Below are 24220 nucleotides of genomic sequence, written 5' to 3' on the forward strand. Positions count from 1 at the left end.
TCTGATTCCGATTGGGCTTTCGGGCCGTCAGCGGGAAGACTGCCCCCGTGACGTCTCGAAAGCCCGATGAACCATTGGCGCGCAACTCCAGACTCCGACTCGTCCGCCCGCGGGCGCTGGCCACCGCCCGACGGGCCGTGACGACCCGGCGCACCCGGCCGGCGCCGCGGCCGCCCGAGGGGACTCCGCCCCGCGCGGAGCTCGCCCGCCAGGCCCGGCACGTCCTCGCCGACGCCGTACGGATCGCCCGCTGGGCCGCCGTCGAGCACGGCGCCGACACGGCACCCCGCACCGGCACCGGCGCCCGCCCCGCCCAGGAACGGGCCGCGGCCGCACTGGACCTGACACCCGGCCAGATCCGGGCCGGCTGGGACCGCGCCCGGCTCGCCGGACTCGTCGAACTGCACGGCGACACCGCCCGCCCCGGCTGGCGGCTGCACGCCTGGGACCGCGACGACTCCGCCGTCCTGCGCGGCTGGGTCGCCCTCTTCGACGCCTGGTCCCTGGTGCACCCGGCCCCCGAGGGGGTCGCCCCGAGCGCCGTCGCGGAGGTCGTCGAGGCCGTCCCGCAGGTGCTCTCGCTGCTCCAGCTCTCCCAGGGCCCGGTCCTCGTCCCCGCCCTCCTCGACCTCCTCGGCCAGCGCGTCGAGGAGCTCCGCGAGGAGCGCTGCGAGGTCCCCGCGGCCGAGCAGGCCCCCGAGACGGCGGACGCCCCCGCCCTCGACGGTCTGCCCACCCTCCTCGACTGGGCCCTGGAGGGTCTGGCCGCCGTCGGCGCGCTCACCCTCGACCCCGGCACCGAGGAGCGGCACGCCACCCTGACCCCGCTCGGCAACTGGGCGGTCTGGGTCAAGCTGGAGCAGATCTGCGTCGCGGCGCAGAGCCCCGCGGGCAACATCGAGCAGTCCGCAGAGGACATGCTCCGCGGCTGCGCCCGGCTCACCCCGGGCCCCGCCCGCGACGAGTACCGCGCCTGGCTCGCCGCCCGCACGCTCTCCAGCGCCGTCGCCGAACTCCTCGCCGTCGCCCGCGGCGAGGACGCCCTGCTGCGCGGGCTCGCCTTCGAGGCGCTCCGCGTCGTCGGCGCGCCCGCCGAGGCCGAGGTGCGGGCCACCGTCGCCGAGCCCTCGCTCCGCCCGTACGCGCTGCTCTGGCTGGCCGAGTACGAGGGGGCCGACCCCGACGACGCCCAGGAGGTGCTGACCCGCGAGGAGTCGACCTGGCTCTGGGTCGACACCGCGGCGGCCGTCGCCGACCACGGCGAGAGCGAGCTGCTCGTCCGGCACCTCGACTCCGCCGTGCAGGGCACCGTCCCGGCGCTGCTCGACGAGGTCCGCGCCGTCGGCCACCCCCGCACGGTCCAGGTCCTGGTCGCCCTGGCCGCCGCCCACCCGGACCCGGCCCTGGCCAAGGCGGTCCGCCGGGCGGCCTTCCAGGTCCACACGGGCGGAGCCTGACCCCGACGGGACCCGACGGTGACGTAGGCGGCCTGCCGGCCGGAGCCTGCCCCGGCGGGACCCGGCCGTGGCGTAGGCGCTCCGCCGGGCGGAGTCCGCCCCCGGCGGGACCCGGTCGTGGCGAAGGCGCTCCGCCGGGCGGCCTTCCAGGTCGACACCGGCGGAGCCTGCCCCCGGTCGGCCCGGCCCGGCGGCACCGCGCCCGCCCGGCCGGGTCCCGCGCGGTCCCGGCCCTACCCCGCCGCCCCCGGCGCGTACGTGCCGAAGCTCCACACGTTGCCCTCGGCGTCCCGGGCCGTGTAGTCCCGGGAGCCGTACTCCTGGTCCGTCGGCGGCATCACGATCTCGACGCCCCGCGCCACCGCGCGGGCGTGGTGCTCGTCGACGTCGTCCACGCGCACGTACACCGCGGTCGGCCCGCCCCCGGCCATCAGCCGGTCGAACGCGCTGCCGCTGCCCTTGCTGCCCAGCATCACCATGCCGTTCCCGCAGGAGAGCTCGGCGTGCATCACACGGCCGTCCTCGCCCTCGAACACGGCGTGCGCGGTGAAACCGAAGCCCTCCGTGAGCTGCTCGATCGCGGCCTTCGCGTCCTCGTACCGCAGCGCCGGACAGATGTCGGGGTTCCCAGCCATCCCGATCACTTCCTCTCGATGTGACCTGGATCTCAGTCTCGCAGCCGCCACTGACAACTCAGCGGAAGGTGTTGCACCGGGCCATGTCGCCGGTCCTGTAGCCCTCGTAGAACCACTGCTGCCGCTGCGCCGCCGAGCCGTGCGTCCAGTTCTCCGGCGTCACCCGGCCCTGGAACCGCTCCTGGATCCGGTCGTCGCCCACGGCCGCCGCCGCGTCCAGGCCGTCCCGTACGTCCTCCTCGGTGAGCCGGGTGAGCAGCGGCCGGCCCGTCTTCTCGTCGGGGGTGGCCGTCGCGTGCCGCGCCCAGACCCCGGCGTAGCAGTCGGCCTGGAGCTCGACCCGCACGGCGTTGGAGTTCGCCCCGGTCCGCCCGTCCTGGGCGCGGCTCAGGGTCCCCATCAGGTTCTGGACGTGATGGCCGTACTCGTGCGCCACCACGTACGCCTGGGCGAAGGGCCCGCCCGTCGAGCCGAACGTGGTCCGCAGCTCGTCGAAGAAGCCCAGGTCCAGATAGACCTGACGGTCGCCGGGGCAGTAGAAGGGCCCCACCGCCGAGGTCGCCGCGCCGCACGCGGTGCCGACCCGGTCGGTGAACAGGACGGTGGCGGCGCTCCCGTAGGTGCCGCCCCGGCGCGGGTACTCGCCGCGCCAGTAGTCCTGGACGCTGTTGACGACGGCGACGATCCGGCAGTCCTGGCGCGTGTTGGCGTCCGAGCCCTTCTTGCAGCTCTGGTTCACCTGGGCCGCCGACGAGGAGCTCGCGACCGGCGCGTCACCGCCGGAGGAGAGCCCGAGCTGGTCGGGACCCACCCCGAAGAGCACGCCGAGGATCAGCGCGATGAGGCCGATGATGCCGCCGCCGACGGTCGCCCTGCCGCCCGGGACGCGGCTGCCGCGGACGTCCCGCACCTCCGAGGTGTCCAGGTCGGCGTCGTCGTCGAACTGCACGGTCCACCACCCTCCGCGTCGCTGTCGCGGCGGTGGCCGCCGCCCTGCGCCGAGTATCGAATGATCTAGACCGAGCCGCCCCTTTTGTGGTGCATCGGCGCGAATGTGAGATGGGTCCCGATTCGTCCGTCATCCCTCGCATGGCCGAAAACCAGTTGCAGGCGCCCGTTAGACTGGCCGCATGGCCACTCTCCTTTGGGTGCATTAGCGGCGTCGAAGCCCGCCACCAGTCGTCTCTTCCGCCGTTTCCCACCGCCCTGGAGTCTGTCCGTGATCACCGCTTCCGGCATCGAGCTGCGCGCCGGCGCCCGAGTCCTCATCGAGTCCGCTTCCTTCCGCGTCGCCAAGGGCGACCGCATCGGCCTCGTCGGCCGCAACGGAGCGGGCAAGACCACCCTCACCAAGTGCCTCGCAGGCGAGGGCCAGCCCGCCGCCGGCAGCATCGCCCGCTCCGGCGAGGTCGGCTACCTCCCGCAGGACCCGCGCACCGGCGACCTCGACGTCCTGGCCCGCGACCGCATCCTCTCCGCCCGCGGCCTCGACGTCCTCATCAAGAAGATGCGGATGAACGAGGAGCGCATCGCCACCGGCTCCGGCGCCACCCGCGACAAGGCGCTGCGGCAGTACGAGCGCCAGGAGACCGAGTTCCTCACCAAGGGCGGGTACGCGGCCGAGGCCGAGGCCTCCACCATCGCCGCCGCCCTCGGCCTGCCCGACCGGGTCATGGGCCAGCCGCTGCACACCCTCTCCGGTGGTCAGCGCCGCCGCGTCGAGCTCGCCCGGATCCTCTTCTCCGACGCCGACACCCTGCTCCTCGACGAGCCCACCAACCACCTCGACGCCGACTCCATCGTCTGGCTGCGCGACTACCTGAAGACCTACCGCGGCGGCTTCATCGTCATCTCCCACGACGTCGACCTCGTCGAGACCGTGGTCAACAAGGTCTTCTACCTGGACGCCAACCGCTCCACGATCGACGTCTACAACATGGGCTGGAAGCTCTACCAGCAGCAGCGCGAGGCCGACGAGAAGCGCCGCAAGCGCGAGCGCCAGAACGCCGAGAAGAAGGCCGCCGCGCTCAACTCGCAGGCCGACAAGATGCGCGCCAAGGCCACCAAGACCGTCGCCGCGCAGAACATGGCCAAGCGCGCCGAGCGCCTGCTCTCCGGCCTGGAGGCCGTCCGCGCCTCCGACAAGGTCGCCAAGCTCCGCTTCCCCGAGCCGGCGCCCTGCGGCAAGACCCCGCTGACCGCCGAGGGCCTCTCCAAGTCGTACGGCTCGCTCGAGATCTTCACCGATGTGAGCCTCGCGATCGACAAGGGCTCGCGCGTCGTCATCCTCGGCCTCAACGGCGCGGGCAAGACGACCCTGCTGCGCCTCCTCGGCGGCGTCGAGCAGCCCGACACCGGCGAGGTCACCCCGGGCCACGGCCTCAAGCTCGGCTACTACGCCCAGGAGCACGAGACGCTCGACCCCGAGCGGACCGTCCTGGAGAACATGCGCTCGGCCGCGCCCGACCTCGACCTGGTCGACGTGCGCAAGACGCTCGGCTCCTTCCTCTTCTCCGGCGACGACGTCGACAAGCCGGCCGGCGTCCTCTCCGGCGGCGAGAAGACCCGGCTCGCGCTCGCGACCCTCGTCGTCTCCTCGGCGAACGTGCTGCTCCTCGACGAGCCCACCAACAACCTGGACCCGGCCAGCCGCGAGGAGATCCTCGGCGCGCTGCGCACGTACAAGGGCGCCGTCGTCCTCGTCACCCACGACGAGGGCGCCGTGGAGGCGCTCGACCCGGAGCGGATCATCCTGCTCCCGGACGGCGTCGAGGACCTGTACGGCGCGGACTACGCGGACCTGGTCGCCCTCGCCTGACCCTCCGAGCGGTGCTCCGGGGCTCCTCGGAGCCCCGGATGATCATCTCGGGCTGGATCATTCGGCTCATGGGTGATCCTTCATCTGAGTGAGGATGTCTCGTACCTCCCGGCGCGGTGCTCTGCCGAATCCTTCCGGCAGACCCGCGCCGTACGTGTGTTCCCATTGCCGCGCTGACCTGGCACTTCCCGCACCGCACGGTGCGGAGGCGTCCTGCCGGTCGTGCGGAATGCCGGCTTCCGTTCGTGATGACGGCGTACTCGTCCACAAACCCGACGGGACGGACCTTGTCGAATGGGTGGCCAGGACGGACGGGAGGGGTGATCATGAGAAGTCCAGAGCGCACTTCCCATGAGGAGGCACGGGTGGCCGAGACTCTGAAGAAGGGCAGCCGGGTGACCGGCGCCGCGCGCGACAAGCTCGCGGCAGACCTGAAGAAGAAGTACGACTCCGGTGCGAGCATCCGGGCGCTGGCCGAGGAAACCGGCCGCTCCTACGGATTCGTCCACCGGATGCTGAGCGAGTCCGGAGTCACGCTGCGTGGACGCGGCGGAGCGACACGGGGCAAGAAGGCGGCCTCGGCCTGACATCGGGGCGGCTCGACCGGTCCACCGGGACCTCCCGGTGGGCACCCGGTCGGCCCTGCGGCCGGCCGGGTGGTTACTGTGCAGTCACTTAGCATCTCGAATGCAGTGCTGCACCGGAACCGGAGGCGCCCCCATGACTACGCTCGACGACTCTGAGCTCGTATTCGACAAGGACGGTGTACGGCTCACCGTCGAGGACGCCGTTGCCACGGTGACCCTGACCAATCCGGCGAAGCGCAACGCCCAGTCTCCCGCTCTGTGGCGGGCGTTGACGGAAGCCGGCCGGTCGTTGCCCGGCAGCGTGCGGGTCGTCGTTCTGCGCGGCGAGGGCAAGTCCTTCTCCGCCGGACTCGACCGGCAGGCGTTCACGCCCGAGGGCTTCGACGGCGAGCCGTCCTTCCTGGAGATGGCGCGCGGGTCCGACGCGGACCTCGACGCGCTCATCGCCGAGTACCAGGAGGCTTTCACCTGGTGGCGCCGCAGTGACCTCGTGTCGATCGCGGCCGTCCAGGGCCACGCCATCGGCGCGGGCTTCCAGCTCGCCCTCGCCTGCGACCTGCGGGTCGTCGCCGAGGACGTGCAGTTCGCCATGCGCGAGACCAGCCTGGGTCTCGTCCCGGACCTGACCGGGACGCACCCGCTCGTCTCGCTCGTCGGCTATGCCCGCGCGCTGGAGATCTGCGCCACCGGCCGCTTCGTGCACGCGGAGGAGGCCGAGCGCATCGGCCTCGCCAACCTGTCCGTACCCGCCGAGGAGCTCGACGCGGCGGTACGGGACCTCAGCGCCGCCCTGCTCGCGGCGCCGCGCGACGCGGTCAACGAGACCAAGGCGCTGCTCCAGGGCGCCTCCGGCCGCTCCTACGAGGAGCAGCGCACCGCCGAACGCGCCGCCCAGTCCCGCCGCCTGCGCGACCTGGCGGGCCTCGGCGACTGACGCGCGCGGCGCGGGTGGGTGCCCGCTCCGGGCGACCGGCGTGCGCGTCCGGCCGGCCCGCGCGTCCGACGGGCCTGTGCGCGCGGATCGCCTGCGCGTCCGCGCGCCGGGTCGCCGCCCGTTGCGCGGACGCGCGCTGCGGCGCACGCGTGCGTTCACCGTAGTTCCGACACCAGTACCGTGACCGCGGTCGCCTCCTCGGCGGCCGCGGTCGCGGCGCTTCGGGCGGCGCGGGCCACGTCCAGCGGGCGGTGCCCGGCCGTCACGGCCAGTTCCACCCGCACCCCGTCCGGGCCCCGGCGCACCGGCGGTCCCCAGGCGTCCGTCACGCCCGCCACGCCCTCGACCCGCAGGACCGCCAGGGCCACCGGGTCGTCCGTCGCCGGAGCGGGCCGCCCCGGCGGGGGAGCGGCCGGTCCGGCCGCCGCCGGCTCCGCGTCGAGCAGCTCCGTCACCCGCAGGTCCACCGCCGCCACCCGCAGCCCGAGACCGTCCCGCGCCGCCCCGAGCAGCGCCGCCCGCAGCTCCTCCGCCAGCTCCGGCAACGGGCGGCCCGCCACCGCCCCGAAGTCCACGGTGATCCGCAGGCCCCCGGGCTCCGCCTGGTCGTCGGGCCCGACCCGGAGCTCGCCCGGCACCACCCCCCGTACCGCCGCGGCGGCCGGGACGAGGACCCCGCGAGCCGCGCGCTCGGTGATCCAGGCGCCGTCCCCTGCCGCTCCGAGCGGCAGCAGCCTGCCCGGCGCGAGGTGCTCCCGTACCGCCGCCGTCCAACCCTCAGCCGTCGTCATTCCCCCAGCCTGCCGCATCCCCGGAGCGAATTCGGGCAAGCGCCCTTAGTGTGGGCGAGTAACCCCGAAATATGACAGAAGGGGATCATTCTCATGACGGACACCACTCACTCCGGAGACCCCGCGGCGGACGAGCCGCGCCGTACCTCCGTGACCAAGCGGGGCGGCGGCGCCGCGGCGACGCGGGGCCGGACGACGATCGCCGACGGTGTCGTGGAGAAGATCGCCGGTCTCGCCGCGCGTGACGTCGTCGGCGTCCACGCCATGGGCAGCGGCCTCTCCCGGACCTTCGGCGCGGTTCGCGACCGGGTCCCCGGCGGAGGCGGCGCCAAGGCGAGCGTCACCCGAGGGGTCAAGGCCGAGGTCGGCGAGGTGCAGACCGCGCTCGACCTGGAGATCGTCGTCGACTACGGCGTGTCCATCGCCGATGTCGCCGGAGACGTCAGGGAGAACGTCATCGCCGCCGTGGAGCGGATGACAGGCCTCGAGGTCGTCGAGGTCAACATCGCGGTCAGCGACGTGAAGCTGCCCGAGGAAGAGGAAGAGGAAGAGGAGCCCCGGCTCCAGTAGTCGTCACAGCCCCCGGCGACAGGGGCCGGGGGCCAGGGAAAGGGGCTCGGAATGAGCATGGCGGTGGTCGGCCTGGTGGCCGGCATGGCTCTCGGCTTCGCCGGATACTTCGGCGGCTTCGGAGCGTTTCTGCTGGTCGCGGCCCTCGGGGCGATCGGCTTCGTGGCGGGCCGTTTCCTCGACGGCGACCTCGAGGCCGGCGATCTGTTCCGGGGACGCGAGCGCGGCGACCGGCGGCGGTGACCGGGGGTGGTGACGGATCTGGCGGACGGCGCGGTACGGGACGGGGTACGGGACCGGGGGGCGACCACGGTCGCCGACCGCGTCGTCGCGAAGATCGCCGCGCAGGCGGCCAGGGAGGCCCTCGACGCCGTCCCCGCAGGGGGATCGAAGCCGCACGCCTCCGTCGTCGTCCACCGGGAGATCGCCCGCGTCTCGGTGAGCCTCGACCTCGACTACCCGTCCGACGTCGGCCGCCAGTGCGGGGCCGTCCGGAGCCGGGTACGCACGCGCGTGGAGGACCTCGTCGGCCTGGAGGTCCACGAGGTGGACGTCCACGTCGAGCGCCTCCACTCCGCCCACACCCGCCACACCACCCCGAGGGGCCGCCTCGCATGACCACGACCCCGGAACCGGACGCCTCCGCACACCCGGGCTCCGAGCCGGACCCCGACCCGGCCCCCGCCGACGCCCCCACCCCGCACGTCCGCCGTTTCTGGGCCGTGCGTCGCATCCCCGCCGCCGTCCTCGCGGCCGTCGTGCTCGGGGGGACCGGGCTGCTGCTCTACGACGTCGCGGCCGTGCGGGCCGACCGGCCCGCCATGGCCTGGCGGCGCAAGCTGGCCGACGGGCTCGCGACCCGGCCGCTCGACGACGTGGTGATCGTCGCCGGAGCGGCCGTCGCCGTCGTGCTCGGTCTCTGGCTCCTGATCCTGGCCGCCACCCCGGGGCTGCGCGGCATCCTCCCGATGCGCCGGGAGCACACCGACGTGCGGGCGGGGCTCGACCGCAAGGCCGCCTCCCTCACCCTGCGGGACCGCGTCATGGAGGTCTCCGGCGTCCAGTCCGTCCGGGTGCGCGTCGGCCGCGCCAAGGTCGCCGTCCGGGCGGTCTCCCACTTCCGGGCCCTCGACGAGGTCCGCGCCGACGTGGAGACCGTGCTCGCCACCGGCGTCGACGAGCTCGGCCTCGCCCACCCGCCCGCGCGGACGGTACGGGTGGCCAGGCCGCCCCGCAAGGAAGGGAAGGCCAAGTGACCGTCGTCCTGCGGCGCGTCAACCGCGCCCTGCTCGGTCTCGCCGGGCTGCTCCTCGTCGTCGGCGGCGGCGCCGTCCTCGCCGCCGCCCTCGACCTGCCCGTACCGTCCTGGTGGCCCTGGTCGGGCCCCGACGACGTGCTGCTCTCCACCTCCGAACGGCAGCACTGGCGCGACGAGAGCTGGTGGTGGCCGGTGGTCATCGCCGTCCTCGGGCTCGTCGTCCTGCTCGCCCTCTGGTGGCTGCTCGTCCAGTTCCGGCGGGCCCGGCTCGCCGAGGTCCTCGTCGACACCGGCGACGGCGAGGCGGCGGTCCTGCGCGGCCGGGCCCTGGAGAGCGTCCTGGAGGCGGACGCCACCGCACAGGACGGCGTCGCCCGCGCCAAGGTCGCCCTCACGGGCCGCCGCGGCACCCCCCGGACCCGGATCGTGCTGCTCCTGGAGCCGTACGCCTCCCCGGGTGCCGCCCTGACCGCCCTCAGCACCCGGGCGCTCGCCGACGCCCGTACGTCGACGGGCCTGCCCGCGCTGCCCACGGAGGCGCGCCTGCGCGCGGTCAAGCACCGCGCCCGCCGGGTCGCCTGAGGACCCGGCGGCGGGTCAGAACTCGGCGCGTGCCCCGCCGTCCACCGGCAGCATCAGACCCGTCAGGTACGAGGCGGCCGGCGACAGCACGAAGGCCGCCGTGCGGCCGAACTCCGCCGGGGTGCCGTACCGGCGCAGCGGGATCGTGAGCTCGTTCGCCGCGCGGGCCGCGTCCGCGTCGCCGGAGAGCGCGTCAAGGGAGCGGACCCGGTCGGTGTCGATGCGGCTCGGCAGCAGGCCGACGACCCGGATCCCGCGCGGGCCCAGGTCGTTGGCGAGGGACTTGGCGAAGCCGGCCAGGCCCGGCCGCAGTCCGTTGGAGATGGTCAGGCCGGGGATCGGCTCGTGGACGGAGCCGGACAGGACGAAGCCGATGACCCCGCCCTCGCCGAGCGTCTCGGCGGACGCGCGGGCCAGCCGTACCGCCCCCAGGAAGACCGTGTCGAAGGCGGCCGCCCACTCCTCGTCGGTGTTGTCCGCCGCGAAGCCGGGCGCCGGGCCGCCGACGCTGATCAGGATGCCGTCGAAGCCGCCGAAGCGGGCCCGCGCCTCGGCGATCAGCCGGGCCGGGGTCCCCGGGTCGGTGTTGTCGGCGGCGACGCCTGCCGCGCCTTCGCCCAGCTCGGCCACCGCGTCGGCGACGGTCTTCTCCTCGCGCCCGGTGATCAACACCTTCGCGCCCTCGGCGAGCAGCGCCTCGGCCGAGGCCCGGCCGAGCCCCCGCGTCGCACCGGTCACCACGTACACACGGTCCTTCAGTCCAAGATCCATGCCCCTATCCTGCCGCGTCCCCGGCGGCGAGGGCGAGAGCGGTCCCCACGAGGCCGATGTGGCTGAACGCCTGCGGGAAGTTCCCCAGCTGGCGTCCCGCCACCGGGTCGTACTCCTCCGCGAGGAGCCCCAGGTCGTTGGTGAGGGCGAGGAGCCGCTCGAAGAGCTCGCGCGCCTCCTCGGCGCGGCCGGTCATCCGCAGCGCGTCCGCCAGCCAGAACGAGCAGACCAGGAAGGTGCCCTCCTGCCCGGGGAGCCCGTCCAGGGCCGTCGAGTCGGGGCTGTAGCGGCGCAGGAAGCCGCCGTGCGTCAGCTCCGCCCGTACCGCGTCCACGGTCCCCACCACCCGCGGGTCGTCCGGCGGCAGGAAGCCGACCCGGGGGATGAGGAGGGTCGCGGCGTCCAGCTCGGTCGAGCCGTACGCCTGGGTGAAGGTGTTCCGCTCGGGGTCGTACGCCCGCTTGCACACCTGGGCGTGGATCTCGTCCCGCATCGCCCGCCAGCGGTCCGCGTTCCCCGGCAGCGAGGGGTCGGCCTCCAGGGTGCGGACCGCCCGGTCGGCGGCGACCCAGGCCATGACCTTCGAGTGGGTGAAGTGGCGGCGCGGCCCGCGGACCTCCCACAGGCCCTCGTCGGGCTCCCGCCAGGTGGACTCGAGGAAGCCGAGCAGGCTCAGCTGGATGTTCCAGGCGTGCCGCTCCGCCGGGATCCCGGCCTCGCGCGCGCGGCTGAGGGAGTCCATGACCTCGCCGTACACGTCGAGCTGGAACTGGTCCACAGCGGCGTTCCCGGTGCGTACCGGCGAGGAGTCGGCGTAGCCGCGCAGCCACGGCAGGCTGGTCTCCGGCAGCCGGCGCTCCCCGGCGGGTCCGTACATGATCTGCAGGTCGGCGGGGTCGCCCGCGACCGAGCGCAGCAGCCAGTCCCGCCAGGCGCCGGCCTCCTCCTCGTAGCCGGTGGCGAGCAGCGCGCCCAGGGTGAGGGAGGAGTCGCGCAGCCAGCAGGCGCGGTAGTCCCAGTTCCGCACGCCGCCGAGCTCCTCCGGCAGGGAGGTGGTGGGGGCGGCCATGATCCCGCCCGTGGGGGCGTACGTGAGCGCCTTGAGGGTGATCAGGGAGCGCACCACGTCCGCCCGGTACGGGCCCCGGTAGGTGCAGCGGGACGTCCACTCCCGCCAGTCCGCGAGGCACTGCTCCAGGGCCTCGAAGGGGTCGACGAGCTCGGGGCGCGGCTCGTGCGAGGGGTGCCAGGTGAGGACGAAGGCGACCTTCTCGCCGGCGGCGACGGTGAAGGCGGACTGGGTGGAGAACTGCTGGCCCCAGGTCTTCACGTGCGGCTCGCTGCGCAGCCAGACCGAGTCGGGGCCGGCGATCGCGACCCGGTGGCCGTCGGCCCTGCGCACCCAGGGCACGATCGAGCCGTAGTCGAAGCGGAGCCGCAGCACGGAGGCCATCTCGACGCTGCCGCTGACCCCCTCCACGATCCGCATCAGGTCGGGGGCCCTGTCCCGCTGCGGCATGAAGTCGATGACCTTGACGGTGCCCGTACGGGTCTCCCAGTAGGTCTCCAGGACGAGGGCGTCCTCGGCGTAGCGGCGGGTGGAGCAGGTGGTGGCGCCTTTGGGCGCGATGGTCCAGTGGCCGTTGTCCTCGTCGCCGAGGATGGCGGCGAAGCAGGCGGCGGAGTCGAAGCGGGGCAGACACAGCCAGTCGACCGACCCGTCGCGGCCGATGAGCGCGGCGGTCTGGAGATCGCCGATGAGGGCGTAGTCGTCGATACGTTGCGTCACGCTTTGGGCTGTTCCCGGAAGCGGCGACGGTCAATCAGCGGGCCGGTGCGGCCTCGGGCTCCGTCGTGTCCGGCTCGGTGGGTCCGGGGACGTCGGAGGCGGCCTGCGCCGCCCGGTCGCGCTTCTCCCGGCGCACCAGGATCACCCAGCCGACGGGCACGCCGGCGGCGAAGAGCCACCACTGCACGGCGTACGCCATGTGGGGGCCGATCGAGTCGTGGTCCGGCTCGGGGATCAGCTCGGGGGTGCCGCCGGCCGGGTCGGGCGCGCTCTGCTCCAGGTAGCCACCGAGCACCTCGCGGCCGATGAGCTCGGCCTGCTGCCTGCTGCTGATGAGCATGACCTGGCGGTCCGGCAGGCCCTTCAGGTCCTTGATGCCGCTGGCGCCCGTCGTCTCGTCGGCCTTGAGCCGGCCGGTGACGGTGACCTCGCCCTTGGGGGCGGGCGGCACGGGCGGGAAGGCGTGCTGGTCGGCGGCGGCCGGGATCCAGCCGCGGTTGACCAGGACGATCCGGCCGTCGCGGAGGACCAGCGGGGTCAGGACGTGCACGCCCACCTGGTCGTCGGAGGAGGTGCGGCGGCGGACGACCACCTCGTGGGCGGTGTCGAAGGTGCCGGTGGCGGTGACCTGGCGCCAGTAGTCGGCGCGCGGGACGGTGTGACCGGGGGAGGTGAGCTGCTCGACCGGGAGCGGCTTCGCCTTGAGGTTGTCCGCGATCAGGGCGTTCTGGGCGACCCGGCTCTCGTGCCGGTGGAACTGCCAGAAGCCCAGCTCGATCATCGTGGGGATGAGGACGAGGGCGATGAGGGTGAGGATCACCCACTGCCGGGACAACAGGAAGCGGTACACCCCACGACCGTACCTTTCGGACCGAGGGGTGTACGCACGGGGGGTTCGGGTGGCTCGCGCCACCCGTCAGGGAACGTTTCCTCACACCCTGTCGACGATGCCCACCTTCCCCTCGGCGCGGGCGCAGTGGCCGCCGCAGTACCAGCTGCCCTCGACCTCGACGCCCTGTCCGATGATCTGGACCCGGCAGTGCTCGCAGATGGGCGCCATGCGGTGGATGGCGCAGGAGAAGCAGTCGAAGACGTGCACCGCGCCCTGCGCGTGCACCTCGAAGGACATGCCGTAATCGTTTCCGCAGACCTCACAACGTGCCATGCGCCACAGGGTGGAGCGCCCGCCGGGCGCGCGCAGCGCGGCGCGCCCGCCGGGACCGGGCTGTCACCCGTCTGCCGGGGCCACGTCCCGCAGGAGCTGGGTGTAGGCGGCCTCGTCGACGACCGGGGTGCCGAAGGACCGGGCCTTGAGGGTCTTGGAGGTGGCGGAGTCCGGGTCGTTGGTGACCAGGAGGCTGGTCAGCCGGGAGACGCTGGTGGCGACGTGCAGGCCGGCCTCGACGGTGCGGTCCTCCAGGAGCTCGCGGTCGATGGAGGTGTCGCCGGAGAAGGCCACCCGCATGCCCTGCTTGAGCGGCTTGTCCGACGTGTAGCGCCCGGGGTTGGGGTACGGGCACGGCGGCCGCTTCCGCGAGGGGCGCCAGCTGCCCGCCCGGTAGGAGGACTGGTGGGCGACCCGCGGCTGCGCGGGCGTCGAGGCCCACTCGGTGAGCGGCCGGCACTCCAGGAGCGGCAGCCGGACGTTCCGCTCGGCCGCCGCGTGCAGGCTCGGCCGGAACGCCTCGGCGAGCACCCGCGCGTCGTCGAGCGCGTTGTGCGCGCGCTGCTGCACCACGCCGAAGTGCGCGGCGAGCGACTCCAGCTTGTGGTTGGGCAGCGGCAGCGACAGCTCCTTGGCGAGCGCGATCGTGCACAGCCGCTGGCGCACCGGCGCAGCGGACTCCGCGCGCGCGTACTCCCGGGCGATCATCTGCCAGTCGAACATCGCGTTGTGCGCGACGAGCACCCGTCCGTCGAGCCGTGCCGCGAACTCCGCCGCGATCTCGGGGAAGAGCGGCGCGCCCTCCAGGACGTCGCTGGTCAGCCCGTGGATCCAGACCGGACCGGGGTCGCGCTCGGGGTTGACGAGGGTGTACCAGTGGTCCTCGACGTTCCCCTGGGCGTCCAGCCGGTAGACGGCAGCCGAGACTATCCGGTCGTCACGGGCGAGTCCGGTGGTCTCCACGTCGACCACCGCGTACCCCTGCGGGTAGGCGGCCGGCCACATCGCTGCTGTCGTACGGTCGTCAAGCACGGTCAATGAGGATACGGCCCGCGACCGACACTTCCGTCCCCGGTGCCTCCGGAGGCACCCGCGAGCAGCCCGTCCACCAGTGCCCGTACGGAGTCGGCGAAGAGCCGCTCGGTGTCGATCGGCGCCGCGAGCGCGCGGGCGAGCGGCCCGTCGGCCTCGGCGTCCTCGCCCCGCCACAGCTCCTCCTCGGCGGGGGACTGGGCGGGGGCCCGCTCGCGGTTGCGCTCCACCAGGACGTAGCCGACGACCTGGAACTGCACCGCGCGGACGGCCCGGGCGGCCTCCGCCCCGCGCAGCCCCGCCGCGTGCGCCTCGTGCACCAGGGCCCGCTGGGCCGGCAGGAACATGCGCTCGGTCAGTCCCCGCTCGTGGACCATCGCCACCAGGTGCGGGCGCTCGCGCAGCGCGCGGCGCAGCGCACGGGCGACCGAGACCATCCGCTCGGCCGGGGTCGCGCCCCGGGGCCGGATCGTGCCGAGGTCGGCGACGGTGCGGGCGGCGAGCGCGTCGAGGAGCGACTCGCGGTTGCCGACGTGCCAGTAGATCGAGGTGACCGCGGTGCCGAGCTCGGCGGCGAGCCGGCGCATCGTGAGCGCGTCCGGGCCGTGCTCCCTCACCAGGGCGGCCGCCGTGTCCAGGACCTCGTCGCGGGTCAGCGCGGAGCGTGCCATCGGTTCCCCCAACTCCTCTGCGTGCAGCCCTCTTTACCCTGCGGGGTGCTCGGTGTAACAGTGTTACAGGCCGATACGTTCCCGAAGGGTGGTACGTCATGGCACGAGTACGGTACGGGGCGCGCAGCGACGCGGAGGCGGCGGCGGCCCGCGAGCGGTCCGCCAAACTCCCCGACATCTGGTCCACCGGCGTGGTCGCCGTCTGGGAGACCGATCCGGACGTCGTGGCGGCGGTCCTGCCGCCCCCGCTGAAACCCACCGCGCGCCCCCTCGTGCGCGCCAACATCAGCAAGGTCGACCTGCCCGGCTATCCGCTCGGCGCCGGCTCGGTCGCCGTGGCCGCCGCCCACGGCGACCGCGAGGGCTGGTACCCGCTGGTCATGCCGATGACCCACGAGCGGGCCCTGATCGGCGGGCGCGAGGTCTTCGGCGAGCCGAAGAAGCTGGGCGAGGTCACGGTCGAGCGCGACGGCCTCGTCGTGCGCGCCGCCCTCGCCCGGCACGGCATCGCCTTCGTGGAGGTGCGCGGGGCGGTCTCCGGACCGCTGCCGCTGCCGGAGCCCGTCGAGAAGACCGACTTCTACTTCAAGTTCCTGCCCGGCGTGGAGGGGACCGGCTTCGACGCCGACCCCGTCCTCGTGCACTGCGTCCGCAACGAGAAGGTGCGGAAGCTGGAGCGGATCACCGGCGACGTCGTGCTGCGCGAGTCCATGTACGACCCGGTCGCCGACCTGCCCGTGCGCCGGCTCGTCGAGATCACGATCGGCGAGAAGACCACCGACCAGAAGGGCACGGTCGCCGAGCGCGTCTCCGCCCGGGACCTGCTGCCCTTCGTCCACCAGCGGTACGACGACCCGCTCCAGATCCTCGACGGACCCCCGGAAGGAAGTGCCTGATGGAGCTGCGCGAGGGGCAGGTCGCCGTCGTCACGGGCGCGGCGAGCGGCATCGGGCTCGCGATGGCCCGCCGCTTCGCCGCCGAGGGCCTCGCCGTCGTCCTCGGGGACGTCGAGCGCGGCGCCCTGGAGGAGGCCGCCGACGAGCTGATGGCGAGCGGGGCGCAGGTCCTCGCCCGGACGGTCGACGTCTCGGACCCCGACGAGGTCCGGGCGTTCGCGGACGCCGCGTACGACACCTTCGGCGCCGTCCACGTCCTCTGCAACAACGCGGGCGTCGGCTCCGGCGCCGAGGGCCGCATGTGGGAGCACGAGCCGAACGACTGGAAGTGGGCCTTCTCCGTCAACGTCTGGGGCGTCTTCCACGGCATCCAGGCCTTCGTCCCGCGCATGCTCGCGGGCGGCGAACCCGGCCACGTCGTGAACACCTCCTCCGGCGACGGCGGCATCGCCCCGCTGCCCACCGCCTCCGTGTACGCGGTCACCAAGGCGGCCGTCGTCACCATGACCGAGTCGCTCTACGCCCATCTGAAGGCCGAGCACGCGCGCGTGGGCGCCTCCGTGCTCTTCCCGGGCCCCCACATGCTCCGCACCGGACTGTGGGAGTCGCACCGCAACCGGCCCGAGCGGTACGCCAAGCAGCGGCCGCGCAGGACCCCGTACCGCAGCCTCGACCAGTACGAGGCCGCGATGAAGGCGGCCGGGCACGAGGTCGCCTTCACCCCGGTGGAGGACGTCGCCGAGCACGTCGTCGACGGCATCCGCGCCGACCGCTTCTGGATGCTGCCGGAGAGCGAGCACAGCGACCGGCAGATCACGGCGCGCTCGCGGTCCATGCTCGACCGCGCCAACCCGTCGTACCTGGAGAGCTTCATCCTCGACTGAGGGGCCTAGCCATGAGCAACGAGCGCCATGAGGACCCGTATCTGATCATCTCCTCCGACTGTCACGCCGGGCTGCCCACCGAGGAGTACCGGCCCTATCTCGACCCTCGCTTCCACCGGGACTTCGACGACTTCCTGGCGGGGCGCGAGGCCCGCCGCCAGGCCATGACCCGGCTCGGGGTGCGCAACGAGGCCTTCGCGAACAAGTGGTTCAGCGACAACGAGGAAGGCCTGCGCGGCGGCTGGGACCCCGCCCAGCGCATCAAGGAGCTCGACGGCGACGGGGTGGCCGCCGAGGTCGTCTTCCCCGACGCGGACGCCGTCGACAGCCAGACCGCCGCGCCCTTCGGCGTCGGCCTCGGACTCTCCGGAGACCAGGACCCCGAGCTCGGCATGGCGGGCGCCAAGGCGCACAACCGCTGGCTCGCCGAGTTCGTCTCCGCGAACCCGGCCCGGCACTGCGGGGTCGCCCTCCTGCCCGTCACCGCCGACGTCCGCGAGGTCGTCGCCGAGATCCACCGCGCCAAGGAGTCCGGGCTCGGCGCGCTCATGATCCCCTCCATGTGGGTGGACAAGGCCCCGTACCACGACCGGCGTTACGACCCGGTGTGGGCGGCGGCGGCCGAGACCGGCATGCCGGTCGTCACCCACTCCGGGGCGGCGCCGCGCGAGGAGTACGGCGACCACCTCGGGATCTACGTCTCCGAGGTCACCTGGTGGCCGGCCAGGCCCCTGTGGTTCCTGCTCTGGTCGGGCGTCTTCGAGCGCCACCCCGGCCTGCGGTTCGGGATCGCCGAGTCCGGCTGCTGGTGGCTGCCGAACCTGCTCTGGTTCATGGACCGGCTCTACCTGGGCGCGCACGGCGGCAAGAAGCTGTCCCCGTTCGCGGAGCTGAAGCGGCCGCCGAGCGAGTACCTGGACCGGCAGGTCTTCGTCTGCGCCACCAACACCAAGCGGCGCGAGCTGGCGCAGCGGTACGAGATCGGCGTCGACAACATCCTGTGGGGCTCGGACTTCCCGCACCCGGAGGGCACCTGGCCCGACACGCGCGCGTGGCTGCGGAAGACCTTCCACGACATCCCGGTCGCGGAGACCCGGCGGATGCTGGGGCTCGCCGCCGCCGAGGTCTTTGGATTCGATATCCAAATACTGGATCCGATATCCCGTCGGATCGGTCCCACCCCCGCCGACCTCGGCCAGCCCGCCGACCAAGCAGCCGTCGAAGCCTCCTGGGCCCGCTCGCGCGAGGTCGGCCGGCACTGGCTCACCGACCACGAGTTCCCGGTCCTGGGGGTGAACCCGTGACCGACCGCTACACCGTCGTCTCCGCCGACTGCCACGCAGGCGCCGACCTCCTCGACTACAGGCCGTACCTGGAGAAGAAGCACCACGACGACTTCGACGCCTGGGCGGCGACCTACGTCAACCCGTACGAGGACCTCCTCGCCGACACCGCCGACCGCAACTGGAACTCGCAGCGCAGGCTGCGCGAACTCGAAGCGGACGGGATCGTCGCCGAGGTCGTCTTCCCGAACACCATCCCGCCGTTCTTCCCCAAGGCCTCCCTGATGGCCCAGCCGCCCACCCGCGCCGAGTACGAGCGGCGCTGGGCCGGGCTCCAGGCGCACAACCGCTGGCTGGCCGACTTCTGCGCGGACGCCCCGGGGCGCAGGGCGGGCGTGGCGCAGATCCTCCTCAACGACGTGGACGCGGCGGTCGCGGAGATCCGCCGCACCCGCGAGGCCGGCCTGACCGGGGGCATCCTGCTGCCGGGCGTCCCGCCGGGCTCGCCCGTCCCGGAGCTGTACTCCGAGGCGTACGACCCGATCTGGGCGGTCTGCGCCGAGCTCGACGTCCCGGTCAACCACCACGGCGGCTCCGCCTCGCCGCCGCTGGGCGACGAACCGGCCGCCCGGGCGGTGTTCATGGTGGAGACCACCTGGTTCTCCCACCGGGCCCTGTGGCACCTGATCTTCGGCGGCGCGTTCCGGCGCCATCCGGGGCTCAAGCTGGTCCTGACCGAGCAGGGATCGGGCTGGATCCCGGGCGTGCTCGACATGCTGGACTACTACCACGGGCGCCTGGTCTCGGCCGCGACGAGGGCCGCCACCGCCGAGTCCAAGTTCGGCGCCGGCCTCGCCGAGTCCATGGGCAAGGGCCCCGGCGAGGTCTGGCGGGACAACTGCTTCGTCGGCGCCAGCTTCATGCGCCCCCACGAGGTGCCGCTGCGCGACCGGATCGGCCTCGACAAGATCATGTGGGGCAGCGACTACCCGCACGACGAGGGCACCACCCCGTACTCCCGGGAAGGCCTCCGCATCGCCTACGCGGGACTGCCCCGGGAGGAGGTCGCCGCCATGGTCGGCGGGAACGCCGCCCGCGTCTACGGCTTCGACCTCGCCCTCCTCGACCGCCTCGCCGCCGTCCACGGCCCGGCCGTCGACGAGATCGCCGAGCCCCTGAAGGAGGTCCCGGCGGGCGCCACCAGCCCGGCCTTCGCGAAGGGCGGGTCGGTCCGGGTCTGGTGACCCGGCGGGTGCGACCCTCCAGGGGTGACCGAAGCCCCCGCACACGACGAGGCCCACGGCGGCGGCCTCGGCTCCCGTCTCAACTGGCTCCGGGCCGCCGTGCTCGGAGCCAACGACGGCGTCGTCTCCACCGCCGGCCTCGTCGTCGGCGTCGCCGGCGCCACCGAGTCCCAGGCGGCCCTGCTCACGGCCGGCCTGGCGGGGCTGCTCGCCGGCTCGATGTCGATGGCGGCGGGGGAGTACGTCTCCGTCTCCACCCAGCGCGACTCGGAGAAGGCGGCGCTCGCCCAGGAGAAACGCGAACTGCGCGAAGAGCCGGAAGCGGAACTGGCGGAACTGACCGGCCTGCTCGCCGCCCGCGGCCTCTCCCCGAACGTGGCCCGCGAGGCCGCCGAACAGCTCACCGCCCGCGACGCGCTGCGGGCCCACGCGCGCGTGGAGCTCGGCATCGACCCCGACGCCCTCACCAACCCCTGGCACGCGGCGGCCGCCAGCTTCCTCGCCTTCACCGTCGGCGCCCTGCTCCCGCTGCTCGCGATCGTCCTCCCGCCGGCCTCCGCCCGCCTCTGGGTCACGGTCGTCTCCGTCCTCGCCGCCCTCGCCTTCACCGGCTGGTGGAGCGCCCGCCTCGGCAGCGCCCCCACGGGCCCCGCGATCCTGCGCAACGTGGCGGGCGGCGCCCTCGCGATGGCGGTCACCTACGCGGCGGGCTCCCTGCTCGGCGCGGCCGGGGTCTAGCCGGGTCTTGTCGGAAGGTGCCAAAGCCTGCTGACAGACGGTCTTACTTACTTGTAAGTAATCACGTCTAGCCGAGCCCGGTCCCCGCCTCTACCGTCGTCGGCATGCCGCCCAACCTGCCCGATGTCGTGCTCTGGTCCATACCGGCGTTCGTTCTGCTCACCGTCCTGGAGATGGTCGTCCACCGGATCCACCCCGACGAGGACGCCGCCGGGTACGAGGCCAGGGACGCCGCCACCAGCATCGGCATGGGCCTGGGAAGCCTCTTCTTCGACGCGCTGTGGAAGATCCCCGTGGTCGCGATCTACACCGCCGTCTACGAGCTGACCCCGCTCCGCGTCCCCGTCCTCTGGTGGACGATCCCGCTCATGCTGCTCGCCCAGGACTTCCTCTACTACTGGCAGCACCGGGGACACCACGTCATCCGCGTCCTCTGGGCCTGCCACGTCGTCCACCACAGCAGCAGGAAGTTCAACCTCTCCACCGCTCTGCGCCAGCCGTGGACCGGTGTGACGGGCTGGCCGTTCTACCTGCCGCTGATCGCCCTCGGCGTCCACCCGGCGGCCCTCGCCTTCTGCTACTCGGTCAACCTCGTCTACCAGTTCTGGATCCACACCGAGCGCATCGACAAGCTGCCCCGCCCCTTCGAGTACGTCCTCAACACGCCCTCGCACCACCGCGTCCACCACGCCTCCCAGGGCGGCTACCTGGACCGGAACTTCGGCGGCATCCTCATCGTCTGGGACCGGATGCTCGGCTCCTGGGTCGCCGAGACCGAGCGGCCCGTCTACGGACTCACCAAGAACATCGAGACCTACAACCCGCTGCGCGTCGCCACCCACGAGTACGCCGCCATCGCCCGCGACCTGCGCGCCGCGCACAGCTGGCGCGAGCGCGCGGGACGCGTCTTCCGCGGCCCCGGCTGGCAGCCCGCCCCGCCCGCCGGGACGAACCGGCCCGCCACGACGGAGGCCGCCGCATGAGCACCCTCGCCCTCTCCCGCCCGACCGCCTCCCGCGCCCTGCTCGCCGCCTTCGGACTCGCCGCCGCCGTCGACCTGGTCTCCCTGCTCGCCGGCGCCGACCTCGGCCACCAGGTCGCCAAACCGCTCCTGATGCCGCTGCTCGCCGCGTACGCCGTCAGCCTCGGCGCACCCCGGCTGCTCACGGCCGCGCTCCTCCTCGGCTGGGGCGGCGACGTCCTCCTGCTCTCCGACGCCGACTGGGCCTTCCTCGTCGGCATGGGCTCCTTCGCCGCCGGACACGTCTGTTACCTGGTCCTCTTCGGACGCAGGCGTACGTCCCCGGCGCTCGGCGCCCTGTACGCGGCCGCGCTCGCCGGCACCGTCACGCTCCTGTGGCCCGACCTCCCCGCCGACCTGCGGGTCCCCGTCGCCGGCTACTCGCTGCTGCTCGCCGCGATGGCGTACCGCTCCAGCGCCCTGGGACTCGCCGCCGGCCTGGGCGGAGCCCTCTTCCTGCTGTCCGACACCCTCATCGCCACCGGCATCGCCGAGTGGCCCCAGCTGCCGGCGCCGGACTTCTGGGTCATGCTGACCTATATCGCGGCGCAGTACCTGCTGACGGCGGGAGCGCTCCACGCGATGTACGGTGAACGTCGTACAACCGTCTGACAGCAAGGACCGCCCCCCATGCGCGCCACCACCATCCACGCCCCGTTCGACATGCGCGTGGAGGACGTGCCCGACCCGGTGATCCAGGAACCCACGGACGTCGTCCTGCGGGTCCTGCGCGCCTGCATCTGCGGCAGCGACCTGTGGGCCTACCGCGGCGAGGCCGCCCGACAGCCCGGCCAGCGCATCGGCCACGAGTTCCTCGGCATCGTCGAGGCGGCCGGCTCCGACGTCACCGGCTTCGCCGCCGGCGACCTCGTCGTCGCCCCCTTCGTCTGGTCCGACGGCACCTGCGAGTACTGCGCCGAGGGCCTCCAGACCTCCTGCCCGCGCGGCGGCTTCTGGGGCTCGGTCGGCTCCGACGGCGGCCAGGGCGAGGCCGTCCGCGTCCCCTTCGCCGACGGCACCCTCGTCAAGCTCCCCGCCGACGCCGCCTCCGACGACCGGCTCCTGACCGCGCTGCTCGCCCTCTCCGACGTCCTGGGCACCGGCCACCACGCGGCCCTCGGCGCGGGCGTCACGAAGGGCTCCACGGTCGCCGTCGTCGGCGACGGGGCCGTCGGCCTCTGCGGCGTCCTCGCCGCCAAGCGGCTCGGCGCCGAGCGGATCATCGCGCTCGGCCGGCACACCGCCCGCACCGACATCGCCCGTGCCTTCGGCGCCACCGACGTCGTCGCCGAGCGCGGCGAGGCCGCCGAGGCGGCCGTCCGCGAGCTGACCGGCGGGCAGGGCGCGCACGCCGTGATCGAGGCGGTCGGCACCGAGCAGTCGATGCGCACGGCCGTCGGCATCACCCGCGACGGAGGCTCCATCGGCTACGTCGGCGTCCCGCACGGCAGCGGCACCGGCCTCGACCTCTCCGTCATGTTCGACCGCAACATCGCCCTGCGCGGCGGCGTCGCCCCGGTCCGCGCCTACATCCCGGAGCTCCTCCCGGACGTCCTGTCGGGCGCGATCGACCCGTCCCCGGTCTTCGACCTGACGGTCGGCCTGGACGGCGTCCCGTCCGGCTACAAGGCGATGGACGACCGCACGGCCCTGAAGGTCCTGGTCAAGCCGTAACGGCACCGGGTGGGCATCCGTCGGCGGGTGCCCACCCGTACGACCCCGGTCAGGCCCCGAGCCACTCCGCCGCGTCCGCCCCCGCGACGCCCGGCGGGCGTGACCAGTCCGTCGGGCCGCCCTCGTACGCGACCGGCGACAACGCGTGCCGGAGGCGCCCGAGCGGCCCCTCCGACTCCGCGAGGTACCGCTCCGGCGCGTACCGCGGCAGCGAACCGCCGAGCCAGTGCCCCGTCTGCGCCAGCGCGAGCCGTACGAGACGGCTGCCGCCCTCCGCCCGCTGCTCCGTCAGCGACCGCAGCACCGCCGCCGCCAGCAGATACCCCGTGCCGTGGTCCAGCGCCTGCGCCGGCAGTGCGCCCGGCTCCTCCGCGGACCCCTCCACCGCCGCGATCCCCGTCGCCACCTGCACCAGGGAGTCGAAGCCCCGCCGCTCGCCCCAGGACCCGTAGTCGCCCCAGGCGGAGAGGCGGGCGGTCACCAGACCTGGCCGCTCCAGGTCGAACCGGTCGAGCGCCCCCGGCCGGTAACCGGTGACCAACACATCGGCGGAATCCAGGAGTTCGTCGAAGGCGCGCCGGTCCGACGCCCGGTCCAGATCGAGCGCGACCGTCCGCTTGCCGACGCCGGTGTCCGCGTGCTGGTCGGGCAGTTCGGGGTTGGCGGGCGGGTCGATCCGCAGGACGTCCGCGCCGAGCAGCGCGAGCGTCCGCGTCGCGACGGGCCCGGCGATCACCCGGGTGAGGTCGAGGACCCGCAGCGGGCCGCCCGAACGCCGCCTCGGCGCGGCCTCGTCGAGCCGCTCCCGGGTCAGCAGCGGCCGCGCCGCCACCTCCCGGCCCTGCTCGCCGGCCGCCCACTCCTCGGGCGTGCGCAGGGCGACGGCCAGACCCCCGGCCGCGTACACCGCCGTCTCCACCTCGACGGCCTTCCGCTCGCCGATCGCCGCGGCGACGGCCTCCACGGAGCCCGAGCCGGAATCCGGCACCCCCAGAGCCGCCAGCAACGCCGCCTTGTGATGCGGGTAGTTGGCGTGCGTACGGACCCATCCGTCGGCCGCCCGCCAGAACCGGGACAGCGGCGCGAAGTTCACCGGCGCCCGCCCGTCGACCCGCAGGTGACGCTCGCTCACGAAGGCGGTGGCGACGGCCCCGTCGTCCACCCGCACCGGCCCCGGCAGCCCCGCGTGCTCCACCGCGGCGAGCGAGCAGGCCGCGACCGTCGCGCGCGCCAGGTCCATCACGGGCAGTCGCGCGGGCAGCAGTCCGGAGACCCCGCCGTACTCCACGCGGTCGACGAGGGCGGGATCGCCGCCGAGTGCCGACCACAGCAACTCCGTACCCGTACGCACTGTGTTGTCCATGACGGCAGTGTGGCACTGAGTGCCACCCCGCGGGCACGGAGAAGGCCCTGGTGTGGC

The 24220-nt window shown here is 73.7% G+C and carries 27 protein-coding genes; 17 read left to right on the top strand and 10 right to left on the bottom strand.

Annotated elements, in window-relative coordinates; genetic code table 11:
• The first annotated feature begins 47 nt into the window (after positions 1–47).
• Entirely contained in the window at positions 48–1457 is a 1410-nt protein-coding gene (locus GGE06_RS05750; RefSeq protein ID WP_376773500.1) for a hypothetical protein, read from the top strand.
• 233 nt (positions 1458–1690) lie between these two features.
• On the opposite strand, the gene GGE06_RS05755 is transcribed toward GGE06_RS05750, so the two are convergent.
• Positions 1691–2092, bottom strand: coding sequence for a VOC family protein (locus tag GGE06_RS05755; RefSeq protein WP_116161676.1), 402 nt, complete (start codon positions 2090–2092; stop codon positions 1691–1693).
• 58 nt (positions 2093–2150) lie between these two features.
• Positions 2151–3041, bottom strand: a complete 891-nt coding sequence (ypfJ, locus tag GGE06_RS05760) for a KPN_02809 family neutral zinc metallopeptidase (protein ID WP_184930140.1) — start codon at positions 3039–3041, stop codon at positions 2151–2153.
• Positions 3042–3311: 270 nt separating this feature from the next.
• Here ypfJ and GGE06_RS05765 point away from each other — a divergent pair, with 270 nt between their 5' ends.
• The 3 genes from GGE06_RS05765 (at position 3312) to GGE06_RS05775 (ending at position 6431) form a co-directional block, all read left to right on the top strand.
• Positions 3312–4910 carry an ABC-F family ATP-binding cassette domain-containing protein gene (locus GGE06_RS05765; protein ID WP_116161678.1) on the top strand — a complete coding sequence of 533 codons (1599 nt, stop codon included), beginning with the start codon at positions 3312–3314 and terminating at the stop codon, positions 4908–4910.
• A 365-nt stretch (positions 4911–5275) separates the two neighbouring features.
• Positions 5276–5497, top strand: coding sequence for a helix-turn-helix domain-containing protein (locus GGE06_RS05770; RefSeq protein ID WP_006123601.1), 222 nt, complete (start codon positions 5276–5278; stop codon positions 5495–5497).
• Positions 5498–5630: 133 nt separating this feature from the next.
• Positions 5631–6431, top strand: a complete 801-nt coding sequence (locus GGE06_RS05775) for an enoyl-CoA hydratase/isomerase family protein (protein ID WP_184930141.1) — start codon at positions 5631–5633, stop codon at positions 6429–6431.
• Positions 6432–6586: 155 nt separating this feature from the next.
• On the opposite strand, the gene GGE06_RS05780 is transcribed toward GGE06_RS05775, so the two are convergent.
• Entirely contained in the window at positions 6587–7222 is a 636-nt protein-coding gene (locus GGE06_RS05780) for a hypothetical protein (RefSeq protein ID WP_116161680.1), read from the bottom strand.
• A gap of 93 nt (positions 7223–7315) precedes the next feature.
• On the opposite strand from GGE06_RS05780, the gene GGE06_RS05785 reads away from it, so the two are divergent.
• The 5 genes from GGE06_RS05785 to amaP are packed head-to-tail and all read left to right on the top strand — an operon-like array spanning position 7316 to position 9632.
• Positions 7316–7792, top strand: coding sequence for an Asp23/Gls24 family envelope stress response protein (locus GGE06_RS05785; RefSeq protein WP_181924667.1), 477 nt, complete (start codon positions 7316–7318; stop codon positions 7790–7792).
• A gap of 51 nt (positions 7793–7843) precedes the next feature.
• Entirely contained in the window at positions 7844–8035 is a 192-nt protein-coding gene (locus GGE06_RS05790; RefSeq protein WP_116161682.1) for a hypothetical protein, read from the top strand.
• Between the two features lie 6 nt (positions 8036–8041).
• On the top strand, positions 8042–8410 hold the full coding sequence (locus GGE06_RS05795) for an Asp23/Gls24 family envelope stress response protein (RefSeq protein ID WP_116161683.1): 369 nt from the start codon (positions 8042–8044) through the stop codon (positions 8408–8410).
• A complete protein-coding gene (locus tag GGE06_RS05800; RefSeq protein ID WP_221517665.1) occupies positions 8407–9048 on the top strand; it encodes a DUF6286 domain-containing protein in 642 nt (213 codons plus the stop codon). The genes GGE06_RS05795 and GGE06_RS05800 overlap by 4 nt, the downstream gene beginning before the upstream one ends.
• Positions 9045–9632, top strand: a complete 588-nt coding sequence (gene amaP / locus GGE06_RS05805) for an alkaline shock response membrane anchor protein AmaP (RefSeq protein WP_184930142.1) — start codon at positions 9045–9047, stop codon at positions 9630–9632. Before GGE06_RS05800 ends, amaP begins: the two co-directional genes overlap by 4 nt.
• Positions 9633–9647: 15 nt before the next feature.
• On the opposite strand, the gene GGE06_RS05810 is transcribed toward amaP, so the two are convergent.
• The 6 genes from GGE06_RS05810 to GGE06_RS05835 form a co-directional block, all read right to left on the bottom strand.
• Positions 9648–10403: an SDR family oxidoreductase gene (locus tag GGE06_RS05810; protein WP_116161685.1), complete on the bottom strand. Its 756-nt coding sequence runs from the start codon at positions 10401–10403 to the stop codon at positions 9648–9650.
• A 4-nt stretch (positions 10404–10407) separates the two neighbouring features.
• On the bottom strand, positions 10408–12192 hold the full coding sequence (locus GGE06_RS05815; protein ID WP_116161686.1) for a glycoside hydrolase family 15 protein: 1785 nt from the start codon (positions 12190–12192) through the stop codon (positions 10408–10410).
• A 34-nt stretch (positions 12193–12226) separates the two neighbouring features.
• Positions 12227–13042 (bottom strand): SURF1 family cytochrome oxidase biogenesis protein, encoded by an 816-nt coding sequence (locus GGE06_RS05820; RefSeq protein WP_116161687.1) that lies wholly within the window; start codon positions 13040–13042, stop codon positions 12227–12229.
• Positions 13043–13123: 81 nt separating this feature from the next.
• Positions 13124–13357, bottom strand: coding sequence for a metallothionein (locus GGE06_RS05825; protein ID WP_078905232.1), 234 nt, complete (start codon positions 13355–13357; stop codon positions 13124–13126).
• 63 nt (positions 13358–13420) lie between these two features.
• Positions 13421–14395, bottom strand: coding sequence for a DEDDh family exonuclease (locus tag GGE06_RS05830; RefSeq protein ID WP_116161688.1), 975 nt, complete (start codon positions 14393–14395; stop codon positions 13421–13423).
• Positions 14392–15060, bottom strand: a complete 669-nt coding sequence (locus GGE06_RS05835; RefSeq protein WP_116161689.1) for a TetR/AcrR family transcriptional regulator — start codon at positions 15058–15060, stop codon at positions 14392–14394. Before GGE06_RS05835 ends, GGE06_RS05830 begins: the two co-directional genes overlap by 4 nt.
• A 98-nt stretch (positions 15061–15158) precedes the next feature.
• Between GGE06_RS05835 and GGE06_RS05840 the strand changes: the two genes are divergently transcribed.
• The 8 genes from GGE06_RS05840 to GGE06_RS05875 all read left to right on the top strand — a co-directional run bounded on the left by GGE06_RS05840 (position 15159) and on the right by GGE06_RS05875 (position 22800).
• On the top strand, positions 15159–15956 hold the full coding sequence (locus GGE06_RS05840) for an acetoacetate decarboxylase family protein (RefSeq protein ID WP_116161690.1): 798 nt from the start codon (positions 15159–15161) through the stop codon (positions 15954–15956).
• On the top strand, positions 15956–16840 hold the full coding sequence (locus GGE06_RS05845) for an SDR family NAD(P)-dependent oxidoreductase (protein WP_116161691.1): 885 nt from the start codon (positions 15956–15958) through the stop codon (positions 16838–16840). The genes GGE06_RS05840 and GGE06_RS05845 overlap by 1 nt, the downstream gene beginning before the upstream one ends.
• Positions 16841–16851: 11 nt before the next feature.
• Positions 16852–18144, top strand: a complete 1293-nt coding sequence (locus GGE06_RS05850) for an amidohydrolase family protein (RefSeq protein ID WP_116161692.1) — start codon at positions 16852–16854, stop codon at positions 18142–18144.
• Positions 18141–19367 carry an amidohydrolase family protein gene (locus GGE06_RS05855; RefSeq protein ID WP_116161693.1) on the top strand — a complete coding sequence of 409 codons (1227 nt, stop codon included), beginning with the start codon at positions 18141–18143 and terminating at the stop codon, positions 19365–19367. Before GGE06_RS05850 ends, GGE06_RS05855 begins: the two co-directional genes overlap by 4 nt.
• 24 nt (positions 19368–19391) lie before the next feature.
• Positions 19392–20105: a VIT1/CCC1 transporter family protein gene (locus GGE06_RS05860; protein WP_116161694.1), complete on the top strand. Its 714-nt coding sequence runs from the start codon at positions 19392–19394 to the stop codon at positions 20103–20105.
• A gap of 104 nt (positions 20106–20209) precedes the next feature.
• On the top strand, positions 20210–21088 hold the full coding sequence (locus tag GGE06_RS05865) for a sterol desaturase family protein (RefSeq protein WP_184930143.1): 879 nt from the start codon (positions 20210–20212) through the stop codon (positions 21086–21088).
• Positions 21085–21738 (top strand): lysoplasmalogenase, encoded by a 654-nt coding sequence (locus GGE06_RS05870; RefSeq protein ID WP_184930144.1) that lies wholly within the window; start codon positions 21085–21087, stop codon positions 21736–21738. Before GGE06_RS05865 ends, GGE06_RS05870 begins: the two co-directional genes overlap by 4 nt.
• 18 nt (positions 21739–21756) lie before the next feature.
• Positions 21757–22800, top strand: coding sequence for a zinc-dependent alcohol dehydrogenase family protein (locus GGE06_RS05875; RefSeq protein ID WP_116161697.1), 1044 nt, complete (start codon positions 21757–21759; stop codon positions 22798–22800).
• A gap of 49 nt (positions 22801–22849) precedes the next feature.
• Here the strand turns inward: GGE06_RS05875 and GGE06_RS05880 are convergent, their stop codons facing one another.
• Positions 22850–24163: a CoA transferase gene (locus tag GGE06_RS05880; protein ID WP_184930145.1), complete on the bottom strand. Its 1314-nt coding sequence runs from the start codon at positions 24161–24163 to the stop codon at positions 22850–22852.
• Between the last annotated feature and the right edge of the window lie 57 nt (positions 24164–24220).

Source organism: Streptomyces nymphaeiformis, from assembly GCF_014203895.1.
Taxonomy (GTDB): Bacteria; Actinomycetota; Actinomycetes; order Streptomycetales; family Streptomycetaceae; genus Streptomyces; species Streptomyces nymphaeiformis.

Excerpts from the sequence above, each read along its gene's own strand:
- GGE06_RS05755 (WP_116161676.1), bottom strand. The coding sequence starts at position 2,092 with ATGGCTGGGAACCCCGACATCTGTCCGGCGCTGCGGTACGAGGACGCG.
- GGE06_RS05775 (WP_184930141.1), top strand. The coding sequence starts at position 5,631 with ATGACTACGCTCGACGACTCTGAGCTCGTATTCGACAAGGACGGTGTA.
- GGE06_RS05780 (WP_116161680.1), bottom strand. The coding sequence starts at position 7,222 with ATGACGACGGCTGAGGGTTGGACGGCGGCGGTACGGGAGCACCTCGCG.
- GGE06_RS05785 (WP_181924667.1), top strand. The coding sequence starts at position 7,316 with ATGACGGACACCACTCACTCCGGAGACCCCGCGGCGGACGAGCCGCGC.
- GGE06_RS05790 (WP_116161682.1), top strand. The coding sequence starts at position 7,844 with ATGAGCATGGCGGTGGTCGGCCTGGTGGCCGGCATGGCTCTCGGCTTC.
- GGE06_RS05800 (WP_221517665.1), top strand. The coding sequence starts at position 8,407 with ATGACCACGACCCCGGAACCGGACGCCTCCGCACACCCGGGCTCCGAG.
- GGE06_RS05810 (WP_116161685.1), bottom strand. The coding sequence starts at position 10,403 with ATGGATCTTGGACTGAAGGACCGTGTGTACGTGGTGACCGGTGCGACG.
- GGE06_RS05825 (WP_078905232.1), bottom strand. The coding sequence starts at position 13,357 with ATGGCACGTTGTGAGGTCTGCGGAAACGATTACGGCATGTCCTTCGAG.
- GGE06_RS05835 (WP_116161689.1), bottom strand. The coding sequence starts at position 15,060 with ATGGCACGCTCCGCGCTGACCCGCGACGAGGTCCTGGACACGGCGGCC.
- GGE06_RS05840 (WP_116161690.1), top strand. The coding sequence starts at position 15,159 with ATGGCACGAGTACGGTACGGGGCGCGCAGCGACGCGGAGGCGGCGGCG.
- GGE06_RS05845 (WP_116161691.1), top strand. The coding sequence starts at position 15,956 with ATGGAGCTGCGCGAGGGGCAGGTCGCCGTCGTCACGGGCGCGGCGAGC.
- GGE06_RS05850 (WP_116161692.1), top strand. The coding sequence starts at position 16,852 with ATGAGCAACGAGCGCCATGAGGACCCGTATCTGATCATCTCCTCCGAC.
- GGE06_RS05865 (WP_184930143.1), top strand. The coding sequence starts at position 20,210 with ATGCCGCCCAACCTGCCCGATGTCGTGCTCTGGTCCATACCGGCGTTC.
- GGE06_RS05870 (WP_184930144.1), top strand. The coding sequence starts at position 21,085 with ATGAGCACCCTCGCCCTCTCCCGCCCGACCGCCTCCCGCGCCCTGCTC.
- GGE06_RS05875 (WP_116161697.1), top strand. The coding sequence starts at position 21,757 with ATGCGCGCCACCACCATCCACGCCCCGTTCGACATGCGCGTGGAGGAC.
- GGE06_RS05880 (WP_184930145.1), bottom strand. The coding sequence starts at position 24,163 with ATGGACAACACAGTGCGTACGGGTACGGAGTTGCTGTGGTCGGCACTC.